At 70.6% G+C, this 17,014-nt stretch carries 13 protein-coding genes; 5 read left to right on the top strand and 8 right to left on the bottom strand.

Going from position 1 to position 17,014, the window contains the following annotated elements; genetic code table 11:
• The first annotated feature begins 73 nt into the window (after positions 1-73).
• Complete coding sequence (locus IC607_RS11985) at positions 74-1,459, top strand: DNA recombination protein RmuC (protein ID WP_191787583.1); 1,386 nt, start codon at positions 74-76, stop codon at positions 1,457-1,459.
• A gap of 6 nt (positions 1,460-1,465) precedes the next feature.
• Here IC607_RS11985 and IC607_RS11980 read toward each other — a convergent pair whose 3' ends face one another.
• Positions 1,466-2,560: a 4-hydroxy-3-methylbut-2-enyl diphosphate reductase gene (locus tag IC607_RS11980; protein ID WP_191787582.1), complete on the bottom strand. Its 1,095-nt coding sequence runs from the start codon at positions 2,558-2,560 to the stop codon at positions 1,466-1,468.
• A 275-nt stretch (positions 2,561-2,835) separates the two neighbouring features.
• Between IC607_RS11980 and xseA the strand changes: the two genes are divergently transcribed.
• Both xseA and IC607_RS11970 read left to right on the top strand, forming a co-directional pair.
• Positions 2,836-4,104, top strand: a complete 1,269-nt coding sequence (gene xseA, locus IC607_RS11975; protein WP_191787787.1) for an exodeoxyribonuclease VII large subunit — start codon at positions 2,836-2,838, stop codon at positions 4,102-4,104.
• Positions 4,105-4,199: 95 nt separating this feature from the next.
• A complete protein-coding gene (locus IC607_RS11970; protein ID WP_191787581.1) occupies positions 4,200-4,436 on the top strand; it encodes an exodeoxyribonuclease VII small subunit in 237 nt (78 codons plus the stop codon).
• 3 nt (positions 4,437-4,439) lie between these two features.
• On the opposite strand, the gene IC607_RS11965 is transcribed toward IC607_RS11970, so the two are convergent.
• From IC607_RS11965 to IC607_RS11950, 4 genes are read right to left on the bottom strand one after another with little or no spacing between them, the layout of a single operon-like run.
• A complete protein-coding gene (locus IC607_RS11965) occupies positions 4,440-5,696 on the bottom strand; it encodes an ABC transporter ATP-binding protein (RefSeq protein WP_191787580.1) in 1,257 nt (418 codons plus the stop codon).
• A gap of 25 nt (positions 5,697-5,721) precedes the next feature.
• Positions 5,722-6,564, bottom strand: coding sequence for a carbohydrate ABC transporter permease (locus tag IC607_RS11960; RefSeq protein WP_191787579.1), 843 nt, complete (start codon positions 6,562-6,564; stop codon positions 5,722-5,724).
• Entirely contained in the window at positions 6,564-7,514 is a 951-nt protein-coding gene (locus tag IC607_RS11955) for a carbohydrate ABC transporter permease (protein WP_191787578.1), read from the bottom strand. Before IC607_RS11955 ends, IC607_RS11960 begins: the two co-directional genes overlap by 1 nt.
• On the bottom strand, positions 7,511-8,803 hold the full coding sequence (locus IC607_RS11950; protein ID WP_370526170.1) for an extracellular solute-binding protein: 1,293 nt from the start codon (positions 8,801-8,803) through the stop codon (positions 7,511-7,513). The genes IC607_RS11955 and IC607_RS11950 overlap by 4 nt, the downstream gene beginning before the upstream one ends.
• 142 nt (positions 8,804-8,945) lie before the next feature.
• Here IC607_RS11950 and IC607_RS11945 point away from each other — a divergent pair, with 142 nt between their 5' ends.
• Complete coding sequence (locus IC607_RS11945; protein WP_370526169.1) at positions 8,946-9,572, top strand: carbonic anhydrase; 627 nt, start codon at positions 8,946-8,948, stop codon at positions 9,570-9,572.
• Positions 9,573-9,693: 121 nt separating this feature from the next.
• Here IC607_RS11945 and IC607_RS11940 read toward each other — a convergent pair whose 3' ends face one another.
• Positions 9,694-12,657 (bottom strand): glycosyl hydrolase 53 family protein, encoded by a 2,964-nt coding sequence (locus tag IC607_RS11940; protein WP_191787576.1) that lies wholly within the window; start codon positions 12,655-12,657, stop codon positions 9,694-9,696.
• A gap of 320 nt (positions 12,658-12,977) precedes the next feature.
• Here IC607_RS11940 and IC607_RS11935 point away from each other — a divergent pair, with 320 nt between their 5' ends.
• The gene (locus IC607_RS11935; RefSeq protein ID WP_191787575.1) at positions 12,978-14,396 is read left to right on the top strand and encodes a class II fumarate hydratase; all 1,419 of its coding nucleotides are present in this window, start codon (positions 12,978-12,980) and stop codon (positions 14,394-14,396) included.
• Positions 14,397-14,492: 96 nt separating this feature from the next.
• On the opposite strand, the gene IC607_RS11930 is transcribed toward IC607_RS11935, so the two are convergent.
• Together IC607_RS11930 and IC607_RS11925 are read right to left on the bottom strand one after the other, a co-directional pair.
• Positions 14,493-16,148, bottom strand: a complete 1,656-nt coding sequence (locus IC607_RS11930) for an MFS transporter (RefSeq protein ID WP_191787574.1) — start codon at positions 16,146-16,148, stop codon at positions 14,493-14,495.
• A complete protein-coding gene (locus IC607_RS11925) occupies positions 16,145-16,834 on the bottom strand; it encodes a PadR family transcriptional regulator (protein ID WP_191787573.1) in 690 nt (229 codons plus the stop codon). The genes IC607_RS11930 and IC607_RS11925 overlap by 4 nt, the downstream gene beginning before the upstream one ends.
• Between the last annotated feature and the right edge of the window lie 180 nt (positions 16,835-17,014).

Genomic DNA, 17,014 nt, shown 5'->3' with positions numbered 1-17,014 from the left:
CAGCATAGGTGTGATCGCCGACACGCTTCCCCTGACCGAAGGTCGTGTCGGTGGTGCGTGGTTCGCTGCGGGCATGGACGGATTCGTGCCGGGTGTGGTGGTCGGGCTGCTGGTCGGAGCGCTGGTGGCGGGCGCGCTCGCGTGGTCGGCGGCGGCGCGGCGGTCGGACGCGCGCGTGCGCCGGGCGCAGGTGGAGGCAGCGCGGGCCGACGCGCTGCTGACCGCCGCCCGGGAGCGGGAGGCGACGGCGCCTTCCGACGAGGACAAGCTGGCCCACCAGTTCCGGTCGCTCGCGGCCGAGGCGCTGGCGACCAGCACCGACCAGTTCCTGGCGCTCGCCTCACAGCGCTTCGCGGCCGACCACCAGACGCAGGTCGGCGAGCTGGCGCAGCGGGAGCAGGCGGTGCGGCGGCTCGTCGAGCCGCTCGCCCAGACGCTCGAGCAGGTCCGTGCCGAGCTGGGGACTGCGGAGCGCGCCCGGCTCGAGGGCAATGCTGCGCTGGGCGAGCAGGTCCGCGCGATGCGCGCCGCGTCGGAGCAGCTGCGCGGCGAGACCGCCCAGCTGGCGACCGCCCTGCGCTCGTCGCAGGTGCGCGGACGCTGGGGAGAGCTGCAGCTGCGCCGCGTGGTCGAGGCGGCGGGGATGCTCGCACACGTCGACTTCGTCGAGCAGAACCACGTCCGCACCGACGACGGTGCGCTGCGCCCGGACATGGTGGTGCGGCTCGCCGGCGGCAAGCAGGTGGTGGTCGACGCCAAGGTCGCGTTCCTGGGCTTCCTCGAGGCCAGCACGACGACGGACGACGACGTCCGCGCCGACCGGTTGGCCGCCCACGCGCGGCACATGCGCAAGCACATCGACGACCTGGCCGCCAAGAAGTACTGGAACCAGTTCGAGCCCGCCCCCGAGTTCGTCGTGATGTTCGTGCCGGCGGAGTCGTTCCTGCACGCCGCGGTCGAGCAGGATCCCGCGATCATCGAGTACGCGTTCGAGAAGGACGTGGTCCTGGCGACCCCCGTCACACTGCTCGCGCTGCTCCGGACCATCGCCTACGCGTGGCGGCAGGACGCCCTGGCCGCGAACGCGCAGGCCGTGCTGACGCTCGGCAAGGAGCTGCACGGGCGGCTGGCGACGCTCGGGTCTCACGTGGCCCGCCTCGGCCGGTCGATCGACGCCGCCGCCGACGCCTACAACAAGACCGTCGCGTCGCTCGAGACGCGCGTGCTGGTCAGCGCGCGCCGCTTCGCCGACCTCGGCGTCGTCGACGGCGACCTCGATGCCCCCGTCCCGGCCAACCCGCGCCTGTCCACGGTCAGCGCCCCGGAGCTGGTCGCATCGGCCGACGAGCTCCTCGTCGACCTGGACGGCCGCACCCTCCGCGACGAACGCGCCTGGGCCGCCGAGCAGTCCCTGGCCGACGCGGACACCGATCCGACGGCGGAGCGCCCCGCCCAGTGAGGGATGTCAGGCGGGGGTGATGTTCAGCGAGCGGCGGTTCTGGCGAGTCGGGCGGGCCACCGGGTTGCCGGCCGCCTTGAGGTCGGCACGCAGCTCGCGTGGCAGCGAGAACATGAGGTCCTCGGTCGCGGTGCGGACCTCGTCGACCTGACCGAAGCCGAGCGCTGCGAGCGAGTCGAGGACGTCGCGGACCAGGATCTCGGGCACGGACGCGCCGGACGTGACACCGACGGTCGCCGCACCCGCGAACCACGCCGGGTCGATCTCCGCGGCGGTGTCGATCCGGTAGGACGAGCGCGCACCGGCCTCCAGCGCGACCTCGACCAGGCGCACCGAGTTCGACGAGTTGGCCGAACCGACCGTGATCACGACGTCGCACTGCGGGGCGATCTTCTTGACCGCCACCTGCCGGTTCTGGGTGGCGTAGCAGATGTCGTCGGACGGCGGGTCCTGCAGGTTCGGGAACCGCTCGCGCAGGCGGCGCACGGTCTCCATCGTCTCGTCGACCGAGAGCGTGGTCTGCGAGATCCACACCAGCTTGTCGGGGTCGCGCACCACGACGTCGTCGACGGCCTCGGGCGAGTTCACCACCTGGATGCGGTCCGGCGCCTCGCCGTATGTGCCCTCGACCTCCTCGTGGCCCTCGTGCCCGATGAGCAGGATGTCGAAGTCCTCGTCCGCGAACCGCACGGCCTCCTTGTGCACCTTGGTGACCAGGGGGCAGGTCGCGTCGATCGTCTGAAGCGAGCGAGCCGCGGCGGCCTCGTGGACCGCGGGAGAGACACCGTGGGCGGAGAACACGACACGAGCGCCTTCGGGGACCTCGTCGGTCTCGTTGACGAAAACGGCTCCGCGCGCGGCCAGCGTCTCCACGACGTACTTGTTGTGCACGATCTCCTTGCGCACGTACACCGGGGCGCCGTAGTGCTCGAGCGCCTTCTCGACGGCCACGACCGCGCGGTCGACGCCGGCGCAGTACCCGCGCGGCGCAGCGAGCAGCACGCGCTTGGTCGGTGCGACCGAGGCGGCGACTAGGTCGGCTGCCTGGTCGGTTGCCGTCTCGTCGGCGGCGTCGGGGGCGAACGTCGGGGCGGATGTCACGGCTCGAGTCTAGTTCGGGACCGGCTCGCTGCCGGGTGTCGTCGGCCACTGCCCGGCGACGTCCACCCCGCCCGACCCGGACCTGCGCGGAACGCACACAGCCCGATCCCGATGAGGTAGTCGGTTCACCGTTCCGATCGTCGACCTCCCTCGAGGAAGTCGGTTGCAACCGACTACCTCGAGGGCAACCCGACTACCGACCAGAAGACACACCTGGGCGAGAGGGATGCGGGGCGGGCGGTGTCGGTGGGATGGTGCAGGCTGGGCGGGTGAGCATGCAGGAGGCGGCGACGAGCGAGGGCACGGGTCCGACGACGGGCGCGCGTCTGCCGCTGCCCCTCAAGGCCGGCGAGACGACCCCGGACCGGCCGTGGCCCGTCCGACACCTGGCCCCGAAGATCGCCGACTACATCGCGCGCATGCCGCCCGTGTGGGTCGAGGGGCAGATCCTCAACTTCAAGCGGTGGAACAACCTGTGGTTCCTGACGCTGCGGGACACGGACCTCGACATGTCGCTGTCGGTGACGGCCTCGGTGGGCGCGATCGGCAAGCTGGCCGAGCAGCTGCAGGACGGCTCGCACATCGTCATCCACGCCCGGCCGCAGTTCCACGCCAAGAAGGGCACGCTGAGCTTCAGCGCCGACGACGTGCGCCTGGTCGGGCTGGGCGAGCTGCTGGCCCGCATCGAGCACCTCAAGGGCGTGCTCGGGCAGGAGGGGCTGTTCGACGACCGCCGCAAGAAGCCGCTTCCGTTCCTGCCCGGCGTGATCGGTCTCGTAGTGGCGCAGCAGGGCGACGCCGAGCACGACGTGGTCTCCAACGCCCGCGCTCGCTGGGCCGCAGCCCAGTTCGAGATCCGCCGCGTCACCGTCCAAGGGCCTCGCGCGGTGCCCGAGGTGGGTGCCGCGATCGCCGAGCTGGACGCCGACCCGCGGGTGGACGTCATCGTCGTCGCCCGCGGCGGCGGCTCGTTCGAGGACCTGCTGCCCTTCAGCAACGAGACGCTCGTCCGGGCCGCGGCGGCGTGCCGGACGCCGCTGGTCAGCGCCATCGGCCACCACCTCGACAGCCCGCTGCTGGACCTGGTCGCGGACTTCCGCGCATCGACCCCGACCGACGCCGCCAAGCGGATCGTGCCCGACGTCGCCGAGGAGCGCGCGCGCCTGGTCCAGGCCCGGAGCCGCTCCCGGGCCGCCATCCGCGCCCGCCTCGACCGTGAGCAGGCGGGGCTCGACGCCATCCGCAGCCGCCCCGCGCTGGCCGCACCCACCACGCTCGTCGACCAGCTCGAGCACCGCCTGCACGTGCTGCGCGACAACGCCCGCCGATCGCTGGACGCCGCCCTGCGCCACGGCCGCGCGGAGATCGTCGGGCTCGCCGCCCAGGTCCGCGCCCTGTCCCCCGCCGCGACCCTCGACCGCGGCTACGCCGTGGTGCAGCGTCCCGACGGACACGTGCTCCGCGACCCCGCCGAGGCGACCACGGGCGACCGGCTGCGGATCCGCGTGGCCGCCGGCGAGCTCGCCGCCGACGTCGCAGGCTGACGCGCGGAACCGCAAGCGCCACGCCCCGGCCCGGCTCGCCTCCGCCCCCGGGCCGGGAAGACGCCGGTGTCGGCAGCGGCTGGTTGGATGGGCGCATGCCGAAGTCTCCCGCCACCCCTGACGACGCGAACGCGGACGTCGCCGCCCTCAGCTACGAGCAAGCGCGCGACGAGCTCGTCCAGGTGGTCGCCCGCCTGGAGGCGGGCTCCGCGCCGCTCGAGGACTCCCTCGCGCTGTGGGAGCGCGGCGAGGCCCTGGCGGCACGCTGCCAGCAGTGGCTCGACGGCGCCCGCGAGCGCCTGGCCGCCGTTCGTGAGCCGACCGGCGAGTAGCGCTCAGCTCGCCTTCGCGGCCTCCCGCTCCTGGGCACGCTGGATCGACGCCTTGCGGTCCTGCTCGTTCTGCTGGTCGACCTCGCGCACCTTCCCGGCGTCGTAGGTCAGGTTCTCGCCGCCCTCGGGGTCGAACACCATCATCTTGGCCGGGTCGAACCACAGTGACGCCTGGTCACCGTCACGCACGCGCGACTCGGAGTCGAGCGCGACGACCATCTGCGTGCGCATGCCCTCCCCGTCGAGGTCGCGGTCCAGCTCCTCGAGCTTGGAGGCCACGTCGGCGTGCGTCTCGAACGGGATGTAGGCGTACAGGTCGGAGCCGAGCCACTCGGTGACGTCGACGTTGACGTCGAAGGCGACGACGCCCTCCCGCGAGTCCTTGGTCAGCGACGCGTCCTCGAAGTGCTCCGGGCGTAGCCCGACGATGACGAGCTTGCGGTCCCCCAGCTTTTCCTTCAGCTCCGGCGAGATCGGCACGTCCGCCACCGGGAGGTGCAGGGTGTCGCCGTCGACCTCGCCGGGCAGGAAGTTCATGGGCGGCGAGCCGATGAACCCCGCGACGAACAGGTTGACCGGCTGCTCGTAGAGGCCACGCGGGGATGCCACCTGCTGGAGCTCCCCCTTGCGGAGCACCGCCACCCGGTCGCCGAGCGTCATGGCCTCGGTCTGGTCGTGGGTCACGTAGACCGTCGTCGTGCCCAGCCGCCGCTGCATGCGCGCGATCTCGGTGCGCATCTGGCCGCGCAGCTTCGCGTCCAGGTTGGACAGCGGCTCGTCGAACAGGAACGCGTTGGCCTCACGCACGATCGCCCGACCCATCGCGACCCGCTGACGCTGGCCACCCGACAGGTTGGCGGGCTTGCGCTGCAGGTGGTCCTGCAGCTCGAGGGTGTTGGCCGCGAACTCGACCTTCTCGCGCACCTGCTCCTCGGTGAACTTGCCCTTCTGCAGCCGCAACGGGAACGCGATGTTCTCGAAGACCGTCAGGTGGGGGTAGAGGGCGTAGTTCTGGAACACCATGGCCAGGTGACGGTCACGGGGTGCCTTGTCGTTGACGACCTTGTCGCCGATCCTCAGCTCGCCCGACGTGATGTCCTCGAGCCCGACGATCATGCGCAGCAGCGTCGACTTCCCGCAGCCGGACGGCCCGACGAGGATCACGAACTCCCCGTCCGCGATGTCCAGGCTGACGCCCTTCACGGCCAGGAAGCCGTCGCCGTAGGTCTTGCGGATGTCCTTGAGGGTGATGGCAGCCATCGATTTCTCTCCTTGGAAGAGGGGGTCAGCCCTTGACGGCGCCCTGGGTCAGGCCGGACACGATCTGGCGTTGGAAGAGCAGGACGAGGATCACGACGGGGACCGTCACGATGACCGCGGCGGCGGAGATGGCACCCGTCGGCTCCTCGAACTGCGAGGCCCCGGTGAAGAACGCCAGCGCGGCGGGCACGGGCCGGGCGGCCGACGTGGACGTCAGCGAGATGCCGTACACGAAGTCGTTCCACGCGATGAAGAACGCGATGAGCGCGGTGGTGAACACGCCAGGCGCCGCGAGCGGCACGATCGCCTTGCGGAACGCCTGCCACGCCGTCGCGCCGTCCACCTGAGCCGCCTGCTCGAGCTCCCACGGGATCTGGCGGAAGAACGCGGCCAGCGTCCAGATGGAGATCGGCAGCGTGAGCGACAGGTACGGGATGATCAGGCCGAGCCACGTGTCGTACAGGCCGATGTTGCGCCACAGGTTGAACAGCGGCGTCACGATCGAGACGACCGGGAAGATCGACACCCCGAGCGCGGTGGTGAGGATCAGTCGCTTGCCCGGGAAGTCCAGGCGGGCGATGGCGTAGGCAGCAAGGGTCGCCAGCACGACGGCGATGGCGGTGGCGATCAGCGAGATCCCGATCGAGTTGCGCAGTGCCGGCAGGAACAGGTCCTTCGCGGAGCCGGTCAGGATCTGCTCGTAGTTGCTCCACGTCCAGGTCTTGGGCAGGAACTGGCCCAGGTTCAGCTGGCTGGGCAGCTTGAACGACGTCGCGATGATCGAGAACACGGGGAACAGCGCGTAGACGAGCACCAGGACCGTGATCACGCCCCACCAGATGCGGAGCTTGGGCGTCATCGTGCGCATCAGCCCTCCCCCCTCGCGCTGGCCAGATCGACCTTGAAGAGCTTGATCGCGATGAAGCAGATGAGGATGACGCAGAGGAACAGGATCACGGAGATCGCCGAGCCGAGGCCGATCTCCAGGCGGTTGATCGACGTGTTGTACGCGAGCAGCGAGAGCACGTTCGTGTTGTTGGCGCCGTTGGTCATGATGTAGACGTTGTCGAAGATCCGGAACGCGTCGAGCGCTCGGAACAGGACGGCGACCATGATCGCCGCCTTCATGTTGGGCAGGACCACGCGCCGCAGCCGCTGCCCCCAGGTGGCGCCGTCCACCTCGGCGGCCTCCTCGAGCTCCGTCGGCACCTGGGACAGGCCGGCCAGCAGCAGCAGCGAGATGAAGGGCGTCGTCTTCCAGATCTCGGAGGCGATGATGACGGACAGCGACGTGCCCTGGTGCGCGAACCAGTTGAGGTTCGGATCGATGCCCGGCACCCAGTCGAACCAGTGGTTGATGAAGCCCGAGTTGATGTCGAACGCGTAGAACCACGCGAACGCGCTGACCACCGTGATGATCCCGTACGGAACGAGGATGGCGGTCCGGAGCAGACCCCGCAGGGACGTGATGGCCCGGTGCATGACCAGCGCGAGCGCGAAGCCGAGCAACAGCTCGACGACCACCGAGACGATCATGATCAGCGTGGTGACCCACAGGGACTGCCAGAAGAGCGAGTCCGTGAGCACCACCTTGTAGTTGTTCAACCCGATGAACGCCTTGTCGTCCGGCGCCGTCAGGCGGTAGTTGAACAACGAGTCGTACAGGGCCTGCAGGATCGGGTAGATGGTGACGGCGAGCATGACGACGAACGCTGGTCCCGCCAGCCACCACCCGAGCCGGGCCTCGGACCGCGCCCGGTCGCTGCGCGCCTTCTTGGGCGCGCGCGCCGGCGCCTGCGTCGCCACGTCCGCGCTCATAGCAGCTTCTCCCCTCGCAGGACGGCGGTGATGAAGTCGGTCGACTTCTGTGGCGTCGTGTCCGGATCGACCGATGCCGGCGGGTGCCACGTCTGCTGCAGCCCGACGGAGACCTCGTTGTAGTACGGCGTCTGGGGCCGCGGCGCCGCCTTCTCCAGCGACTCCCGGATGACGTCCGCCATCGGGAACGCCTTCTTGACCTCGGGGTCGTCGTACGCGGCGGTGCTGGCCGGCGGGTTGCCGTTGGTGGCGAAGTAGTACGCCTGGTTCTCCGGCTTCACGATGCACTCGGTGGCCTGGTAGGCCATCGCGACGTGGTTGCTGAAGGCGCCGACCCCGAGGTTGATCCCGCCGTACGGCGGCTTCGACTCGGTGCCCTCGGTCACCTCCGGGTACAGGGCCCAGCCGATGTCGTCGAGGAACGACTGGTCGAGCGTGCCGTCCTTGACCGCGCCCTGGCTGGCCGACCAGACGAACGGCCAGTTGACCATGAACGAGCCCTTGTCCCCCTGGAACACCGTCAGCGTCGCGTTCTCGTCGGCGGTCGGCAGGCCCGGACCCCCTAGGCCCTTCTTGCCGATGGTCCCGATGATGTCCGCCGCGTCCTTGCCCGCGTCGGACTCGAGTCCGAGCTTTAGGTCGTCGGCGGACGCCTCGGGGTTCTCCAGGATGTGTCCGCCGGCCGACTCGACCAGCGCGTTGATCCACACCGTGAGCGACTCCGCCTTGGTGCCCTGGACACCCAGGTACTTGTCCTGGTCGGCGGCCGCATCCATCAGCTGCTTCCAGGTGACCGGGTTCTTGGACGGGTCCAGGCCCGCCTTCTGGGCCACGGACTTGCGGTACCAGAGGAGCTGGGTGTTGGCCCAGAACGGGACGGTGACGAGCTTGCCCTTCCAGGTCGCCCCGTCGATCGCGCCCTGCACGATGTCCTTGGAGACCGTGTCCGCGACGTCCGACGGCATGGGCGCCAGGAAGCCGGGCTCGGCGAGCTCCGGAATGAACGGCGGGTCCAGGCTCATGATGTCGATCGACGAGTCCTTGGCCGCCAGCCGGCGCGCGAGCTGCTCGCGCTGGGCGCCGGCATCGCGCGGGAGGGTCTCCGTCGTGATCGTGTAGGCACCGTTCGCCGCCTCGGTGCACCGCTTGGCGATCTCGACCTGCCCCCCGTTGTCGGGGTTGATGTACCAGGTGAGCGTCGGTGGTCCGCTGCTGCTGCTGCACGCGGCCAGCGGCACCACCAGACCCACCGCCACGGCCAGGGCCGCAGATCGGGTGCGTCGTCGCACGTGGTCCTCCCGGAGTTCGAGGCGTCCTTGCTTCGTTTCCATAGGTACACCGGCCCACAGCCCCCTGCCACTCAGAACGGGCAATCCGGGCAGGTGGTGGACACGTCCTGCTCCACGCGCGGACACCTGCGACGATGTGCTCGTGCCTCATCAGCTGACACCCGCCCAGGCCTGGACCGCGCTGCGCGAGGGCAACGAACGATTCGTGCGCGGCGAGATGGACCACCCGTCGCAGAGCATCGAGAAGCGTGCCGAGCTGTCGTCGGCGCAGCACCCGTTCGCGGTGCTGTTCGGCTGCTCGGACTCGCGCGTCGCCGCCGAGATCATCTTCGACCAGGGTCTCGGCGACCTGTTCGTCGTCCGCACCGCGGGTCACGTCCTCGACACCACCGTGATCGGGTCGATCGAGTACGGCGTGGAGGTGCTCGGCGCGCCGCTCGTCGTCGTCCTGGGCCACGACTCCTGCGGCGCGGTCGCCGCCGCGACGTCGGCCCTCAGCACCGGCGACATGCCGCCGGGGTTCGTGCGCGCGGTCGTCGACCGGGTCATCCCGAGCATCGTCGGCATGGTCGGCCACGGTCAGGACCTCGCGACCGTCGACGCCGCCGCGCTCGGCCACGAGCACGTCAAGAACACGGTGCAGATGCTGCAGGGCTACTCCGTGACTCTGGCCAACGCCATCGCGGAGGGACGCTGCGCGATCATCGGGCTCGAGTACGCCCTGGTTGACGGCAAGGTCCGCGTCGCGGAGACCGTCGGCGACCTCTGACGGGACCCCGGGGACGACCTCGCCCCGTCGCGGTCGGGCAGGGGGGACCGACCGCGGCGGGGCGAGGGGTTCGTGGCCGAGCGCGGGTGGCGGGCTCCGACGGACCCGCCACCCTTGATGCTCAGCGGACGCGCAGGGTGACCGTCGAGGACGACCGCGGCGCGACGTTCGACGACGAGGGGGTGAAGACCGCCTTGACCTTGATGGACCTCGCGTACCTCTTCGGGAGCCTCACCTTCACCGCCGTCGTGGAGGAGGTGACCTTCGCGGTGGTGACCTTCTTCCCGCCCACGTAGATCGCGACCTTGCCGGACGCCCGGCTGCCGTTGTCGAGCGTGCCGACCCGGACGGTGACGACCGGACGGGTGTGCCGGGCGAAGCGCGGCCCGGAGACGGTCACGGACGTGACCTTGGCGCGGCCGACGACCACCTTCACGCTGCTGCTCGTGGAGCCGACGTAGCTCGTCGAGCCGCTGTACACCGCGGTGAGACGGTGCGTGCCGGCGCCCAGGGTGCTGATCGCCCGCGACGCGACGCCGGCCTTGACGGTCAGCGGGCCGCCGAGCTTGGCCTTGCCGTCGTAGAGCTGGACCGTGCCGGTGGCGTTCGTCGGCGCCACCGTCACGCTCAGCGTCACCTTCTTGCCATAGCTCGTCCGCGTAGCCGACGCACGCAGGGTCGTCGTGCTGGCCTTGCGGACCACCGGCGGCGCCTTGACCTGCACCGACGCGGTCGCTGCGACCGCCGAGACGGCACCGGTCGCGGAGACGCGGTACGTACCCGCGGTCGCCGGGGCGGTGAGCGTCGCGGACAGCGCGCCCGACCAGGACGCCTGCGCCGTCGTCGTCGCCGAGCCCAGGGTGACCGTGACCTTCTCACCGACCGCGAACCCGCTGCCGGCGACCGTGAGCTTCTTGCCCGTCTCGACGGCCGCGGCCGTGATCGACGGGTGGTAGGCGGCGGTCAGGTGCGCGAGCACGTCCTTGAGCAGGGCGATCGCGTGGGCGAGCACGGTCGCGTCGGCGGGCGTGGCGCCGAGGACCACGTTTGCCTTCAGCAGCGCGTCGTCGAGCCGGGCCTTCGCCGCGTCGCTCAGGGTCGAGCGGTCGACGTCCTGCGCCTGGGCGACCAGGGTGGCCAGCGCGCTCGTGTCGACGGGCGTCGTCGGGTCGGTCAGGCGGAAGTCGTCGATGACACCCCACGCACCCGCGCTCAGTGCTGCGTCGAAGCCCACCGTCACCCTGCCGTCGGCGGGAACCGTGACCTGCAGCGACGGCGTGTCGTAGATCTTCCAGCCTGTGAGGCTGAAGGGTGCGGTCGTGGTCCCGGCCGACGTGGTCGCCACGAGGTCGAGCCGGTCGCCCGATCCGATCGAGCCGCCCTCGCCCGTCGCCAGCAGGGTGTACGTCCCCGGCGTCAGGCCGGTGATCGTCTGCGTCACGCCCGTGGAGTACGCGCTGCCCTGCCAGAACGAGAAGCCCCGCCCGCCGTCGGACGCGTCGGCCGTCGCGCCGATCGCGCCGCCCGTCCCCGTGACCGTCCACGGATCCGTCGAGGCGGACTCGAAGCTCGCGTTCGCGCTGATGTAGTTGTGCGCCTTGACCGCCACCTTCGCGGTCACCGAGAGCCCGGTGCTCGTCACGCCGGGGATCGTGTAGGTGCCGGGGCCGGTGATCCACTCGACCGAGTCGTCCCACGTGGTGGGCTGCTGCTCGGCCGAGCCGTCGTTGAAGCTCACGGCGACGGTGGCCGGCATGGTGACGGGCGTCCCCGCCTGGAACGTGAGGTCCGGGGACTCGACGGACGTGACTGCGCGCGGCGCGACCGAGCCGGTGCGGGCGTAGCGGAACACGTTGAGCGAGTCGAGCGGCTTGCCGTCGAAGTCGAACATCGCCTGGTTGTCCCAGGCCGAGCCGCCGTAGGAGATGCCCTCGGCGCCCTCGTCGTAGCCGCTCGCCCAGCTCGTCGCCCAGCCCGAGCCGTACGTCTGCCACTTGGCGATGTTCCCCGCCTGGTCGGTGGCCGGACCCACGGGGATCCACGCGGGCTCCCAGTAGAAGACGCCGATGCCCGCGGAGCCGACGTCGGCGACCGCCTGGATCACGTCCCGCACCTCGCTGGCCTGCCCCTGGACGGACACCGGGTACTGCGTGGCGGTGCTCACCGAGTTGGAGAAGCCGTCACCGTCGTCGGACGTGTACATCCACGACGTCTCGGCGACCATGACCTTCTTGCCATACGTCGTCGCGACGTTGCTCAGCTGCTGCGTCAGGTTGGCGAGCGTGCCGTGCCAGTACGGGTAGTACGACGACGCGAACACGTCGTAGTCGACACCGTCCGCCTGCATCGCCGCCGCGACCTGGCCGTACTTGCCCTGGTCCGGGTTCGTGAAGTGGATCGCGACGAGCGCGTCCGGGAACACGTCCCGCACGGCCTCGCTGCCGGCCTCGAAGACCTGCGCCATGTTGTCGAGCCCGGTCACGCCGGCCACGCCGTTGTTCGTCTCGTTGCCCACCTGGACCATGCCGACGTCGACGCCCGCGTCCTTGAAGCTGTCGAGCGTCTGCTCCGTGTAGTCGTTCACGGCGTCCGCGGTCTGCGCGACCGTGTAGCCCTTCCACGCCTTGGGGGCGGTCTGCTTGCCGGGGTCGGCCCAGAAGTCGGAGTAGTGGAAGTCGACGAGAACCTTCATGCCCGCGTCCGTCGCGCGCTCGCCGATCTCCAGGGCGCGCGCCGCATCCACGGTCCCGCCGCCATAGCCGTGGCCGTCGGCGTCGTAGGGGTCGTTCCACACGCGGATGCGGACGTAGTTGACGCCGCCCGACTTCAGGACGTCGAACAGATCGGCGGGCTTGCCGTCGGCGTCGCGGTAGACGACCCCGCTCTCCTCCTCGGACAGGACCGTCGACACGTCGACGCCCATCGCGAAGTCGTCGGGCAGGTTGCTCACCTTGGGCACCGTGATGGTGGCCTCGACGGGTCCGTCGTCGGCGGCCCGCGCCGCGGGTGCGACGGTGCACACCAACGCGCCGGCCACCACGACGGCCGCCGCGCGGCGTGCCGCGTGCGGGGACTTCAGGGACATGGGTCTTCCTCCGCGCTCGATCGTCATCGTTCGAAACGGGTGCGGGAACCAGCTCGTCAGTGAGCTTCCCTGCACCTGGTCGTCGCCCGGACTGTATGCGGTCACAGTGGCGCTTGTCCATGGTGGGCTGCGGATTCGCTATCAGACTGTGCACATCCTGTGCATCTGGCTGTGCGCGGTCACAGGCCTCGGCCTTTAACGACGGCAACGTCGCAGGTCACGGCGGCGGCGACGAGGACGCCGATGCCGCGCCCCGCACAGGGACGAACGCCACATCGCCCGCCGTGGGCCGTGCCGACGTGGTGGGGCAGGATGGATCCATGACTTCTGCACCCACCGACGAGGGCGTCGAGTACCGGATCGAGCACGACACCATGGGCGAGGTCCGCGTCCCGGCCGCCGCCCTCTACCGCGCCCAGACCCAGCGCGCGGTCGAGAACTTCCCCATCTCCGGCACCGGCCTCGAGCGCGGCCACATCGAGGCGCTCGCGCGGATCAAGAAGGCCGCGGCTCGCGCCAACGCCGAGCTCGGCGTGCTGGACGCCGACATCGCCGACGCGATCGTCGCCGCCGCCGACGAGGTCGCCACCGGCGCCCACGACGCCCACTTCCCCGTCGACGTCTATCAGACCGGCTCGGGCACGTCGTCGAACATGAACACCAACGAGGTCATCGCGACCCTCGCCAGCCGCTCGCTGGGCCGCGACGTGCACCCCAACGACCACGTCAACGCGTCGCAGTCGTCGAACGACGTGTTCCCCACCTCGGTCCACGTCGCCGCGACCGCCGGCGTGGTCCGCGACCTGGTCCCCGCCCTGACCCACCTCGCCGAGGCCCTCGAGGCGAAGCGCGACGCGTGGGCCACCGTCGTGAAGTCCGGCCGCACGCACCTCATGGACGCGACCCCCGTGACCCTCGGCCAGGAGTTCGGCGGCTACGCGGCGGCGATCCGGTACGGCATCGAGCGGCTCGAGTCCGCGCTCCCCCGCGCCGCCGAGGTGCCGCTGGGCGGTACCGCCGTCGGCACGGGCATCAACACGCCCGCGGGCTTCCCGCAGCGGGTCATCGCGCTGCTGCGCGAGGACACCGACCTGCCGCTGACCGAGGCGCGCGACCACTTCGAGGCGCAGTCGTCGCGCGACGGCCTCGTCGAGCTGTCCGGCGCGCTGCGGACCATCGCCGTGAGCCTCACCAAGATCTGCAACGACCTGCGCTGGATGGGGTCCGGCCCCAACACGGGTCTCGGCGAGATCTCGATCCCCGACCTGCAGCCCGGCTCGTCGATCATGCCCGGCAAGGTCAACCCCGTGATCCCCGAGGCCGTCCTCATGGTGGCAGCCCGCGTGATCGGCAACGACGCGACGGTCGCCTGGGCCGGGGCGTCGGGCTCGTTCGAGCTCAACGTGCAGATCCCCGTGATCGCCGCCGGGGTGCTCGAGTCGATCCGCCTGCTCGGCAACGCGTCGCGCCTGCTGGCCGACAGGACCGTCGACGGCCTGGTCGCCAACGAGGAGCGGGCTCGCGCGCTGGCCGAGTCCTCACCGTCGATCGTCACGCCGCTCAACCGCGTGATCGGCTACGAGGCCGCGGCCAAGATCGCGAAGCACTCCGTGAAGCAGGGCATCACCGTGCGCCAGGCCGTGATCGACCTCGGCTACGTGGAGCGCGGCGAGGTCACCGAGGAGCAGCTCGACGCGGCGCTCGACGTGCTGAGCATGACGCGCCCGCCCCAGGCCTGACAGGCGCTCGAATCAGGTCTGGCGCACCGCACGACGAAGGTCCGGCCCCTCGGGGACCGGACCTTCGTCGTGTGCGCGATCTGTCGGTGCGGTGCGTCAGTGCGCTGCGGCCGCCGCGCCGGCGGCCGCATCCTTCTGCTCCTGGCCCTCGCCGTGGTGGTGCGGGCGGATGCCCTTCATCGCGAGGGCGGAGACGAGCCCGATCGCGAGCACGACGACCGTGAGCAGCATCGTCTGGCTGACCGCCGTGGCCAGGCCGGAGTGCACGGCCTGCGCCGCCGCGTCCTGGAACTGCGCGACGGTCTCCTGCGGGACCCCCTTCGGCGGCGTGAACGCACCGGAGGAGCCGCCCGCGAGCGCGTCCTGGTCGACGTGCGCGAACGCCTGGACGAACGGCTGGCGCAACGCCTCGGGCAGCGACTGCGCCGCGCTCTGCGCAGCATTCGGGATCTCGATGCCGAGCCGCGAGGTGAACAGCGCGATGATCGCGGCCGACCCGACGACGCCACCGATCTGGCGGTTGGTGTTGAAGGCGCCCGCGCCCGCACCGGCGTTGCGGTGGTCGAGTCCGGAGGTGGCGAGGTTGGCGAGCGGCGAGAACAGGAAGCCCGTGCCGATGCCGAAGAAGCACATGACGACGACGAGCTTCCACACGTCCGCGTCGGGCTCGATCAGCTCGTGGAGCGCGAAGACGACGACCGTCAGGATCGCGAACCCGGTGGCGACGATCCACTTGCCCGGGATCTTGTCCGAGAGGCGGCCCGCGAACGGCGCGACGATGCCGGACAGCACGGATCCGCCCGCGCCGACGAGGGCCGAGCGCAGCGGCGAGAGGCCCAGGCCCGTCTGCAGGAAGATCGTGAACGGGAAGAAGATCCCGGTCATCGCGAAGGTCACGGCGAACCCGGCGATGTTGGCCATCGAGAAGTTGCGGCTGTGGAACAGCGTGAGCGGCATGAGCGCGTCCGCGCCGAGGTGCCGCTGCCACAGGACGAAGCCGACGAGGACGACGACGCCGGCGCCGATGACGCTCCAGACCGTGATCGGGCCCGCGATGGTGCCCCAGTCGTAGGTCGAGCCCTCCTGCAGGCCGAAGACGAACAGGAACATGCCGATGACGGAGAGCGCGACGCCGATTCCGTCGATGCGACGCTCGGCCGTGGGCAGCTTGGGCAGGTTGCGCAGCGCGTAGAACAGCGCGACCACACCGATCGGGATGTTGACGAAGAAGATCCACTCCCAGCCGATCGGCACCAGCAGGCCGCCGAGGACGGGGCCGGTGATCGTCGCGACACCCGCGACGGCTCCCCAGACGCCCATCGCTGCGCCGCGCTTCATGGGCGGGAAGACGCGCGTGATCATCGACATGGTCTGCGGCGTCATGAGCGCGCCGCCGACCCCCTGGACGGCACGGGCCGCGATGAGCCAGCCGACCGACGGCGCGAGGCCGCAGGCGAGCGAGGCGAGCGTGAAGAGCACGAGTCCGACGACGAACACGGGCCGCGGGCCGTACTTGTCGCCTAGCCGCCCGGTGACCAGGAGCAGGACGGCGAACGTGAGGAGGTAGGCGCTGTTCACCCACCCGACGGACGTGACGTCGGCGTGCAGCTCCGTCATGAGGGTCGGCACGGCGACGTTCACGATGGTCGTGTCGAGCATGATCATGAAGAAGCCGAGGCACAGGGGCGGCAGGATGCTCCACGGACTGCGTCCGGAGAGGTCGACGAGCGCGGGTCGCTGCTCGGTGGTCATGAGTGGTCCTTCGTTCGAGGGCGTTCTGCAGGTCGGGTGCGTTCAGCTGTTCGGGAGGGCGAGGTCTCCGCGGCCGCCGCCCGGGCGACGGCGATGCGGGCCTTGTAGTCGGTGGGGAACGGGCTGTCCCAGTCCAGGTCGCCGCGCTCGATCTCGGCGATCGTCGCGTCGATCCAGGCGATCTCGGTGGCCATGAGGGCCAGGTCGTGCTCGACGTCGAGCGCGTAGCGGCGGGGTAGTCCGCTGTCGACCGCCAGCCGGTGGCGCGCCTCGAGGTCGGCGCGCCGCGCCTCCTCCCGGTCACGCCGACGACGGAGCTGGGTGATCACCTCGGCAGCGGGCAGCTCGGTCGCCTCGGCGACGCCCACCGAGAAGAGCGGGTAGCTGGGGTGGTCGTCACCGAGGAAGCTGGTCAGCCGCTGCGAGAAGGCGGTACGCCCCGCGTCGGTGAGCCGGTAGGTCGTGCGCTCGGGGCGTCGACCGTCGCGGTCCGTGCCGACGACCTCGACGAGGCCGTCCCGCTCGAGCCGCTCGACGCCGTGGTAGACCGCGCCGGGGCTCACGCGCACGAGCCGCGTGTCCCCCCGCTCCACGAGCGCCTGGTGGAGCTGGTACGGATGCATGGGCTGCTCGTGGAGCAGCGCGAGCGTCAGCACCGCCACCGCCGAGAGCTCACCCGTCGCCATGCGCCCATCCTCCGTCCGACCACCGACACCCATCATGGGCCATATATTCCACTCGGAATATTGCGCCAGGATTATTCGGCCAGTCAAGCCAGGGTGGCGTGACGCCGACCACCCCCCTCGTTCGGGGGCCAACATGTGGAATCGCTCCCACGGACCGGGGTGGAACGTTTAGCATCACCT

Source organism: Cellulomonas sp. JH27-2, from assembly GCF_014837175.1.
GTDB lineage: Bacteria > Actinomycetota > Actinomycetes > Actinomycetales > Cellulomonadaceae > Cellulomonas.
The sequence above is the reverse complement of the archived record's forward strand: the minus strand, read 5'-3'. Positions and strand labels throughout refer to the sequence as shown.

Bases quoted from the DNA above. Each gene is read 5' to 3' on its own strand.
- IC607_RS11985 (WP_191787583.1), top strand. From the start codon at position 74: ATGGACGGATTCGTGCCGGGTGTGGTGGTCGGGCTGCTGGTCGGAGCG.
- xseA (WP_191787787.1), top strand. From the start codon at position 2,836: ATGCAGGAGGCGGCGACGAGCGAGGGCACGGGTCCGACGACGGGCGCG.
- IC607_RS11970 (WP_191787581.1), top strand. From the start codon at position 4,200: ATGCCGAAGTCTCCCGCCACCCCTGACGACGCGAACGCGGACGTCGCC.
- IC607_RS11965 (WP_191787580.1), bottom strand. From the start codon at position 5,696: ATGGCTGCCATCACCCTCAAGGACATCCGCAAGACCTACGGCGACGGC.
- IC607_RS11960 (WP_191787579.1), bottom strand. From the start codon at position 6,564: ATGCGCACGATGACGCCCAAGCTCCGCATCTGGTGGGGCGTGATCACG.
- IC607_RS11955 (WP_191787578.1), bottom strand. From the start codon at position 7,514: ATGAGCGCGGACGTGGCGACGCAGGCGCCGGCGCGCGCGCCCAAGAAG.
- IC607_RS11940 (WP_191787576.1), bottom strand. From the start codon at position 12,657: ATGTCCCTGAAGTCCCCGCACGCGGCACGCCGCGCGGCGGCCGTCGTG.
- IC607_RS11935 (WP_191787575.1), top strand. From the start codon at position 12,978: ATGACTTCTGCACCCACCGACGAGGGCGTCGAGTACCGGATCGAGCAC.
- IC607_RS11930 (WP_191787574.1), bottom strand. From the start codon at position 16,148: ATGACCACCGAGCAGCGACCCGCGCTCGTCGACCTCTCCGGACGCAGT.
- IC607_RS11925 (WP_191787573.1), bottom strand. From the start codon at position 16,834: ATGGCGACGGGTGAGCTCTCGGCGGTGGCGGTGCTGACGCTCGCGCTG.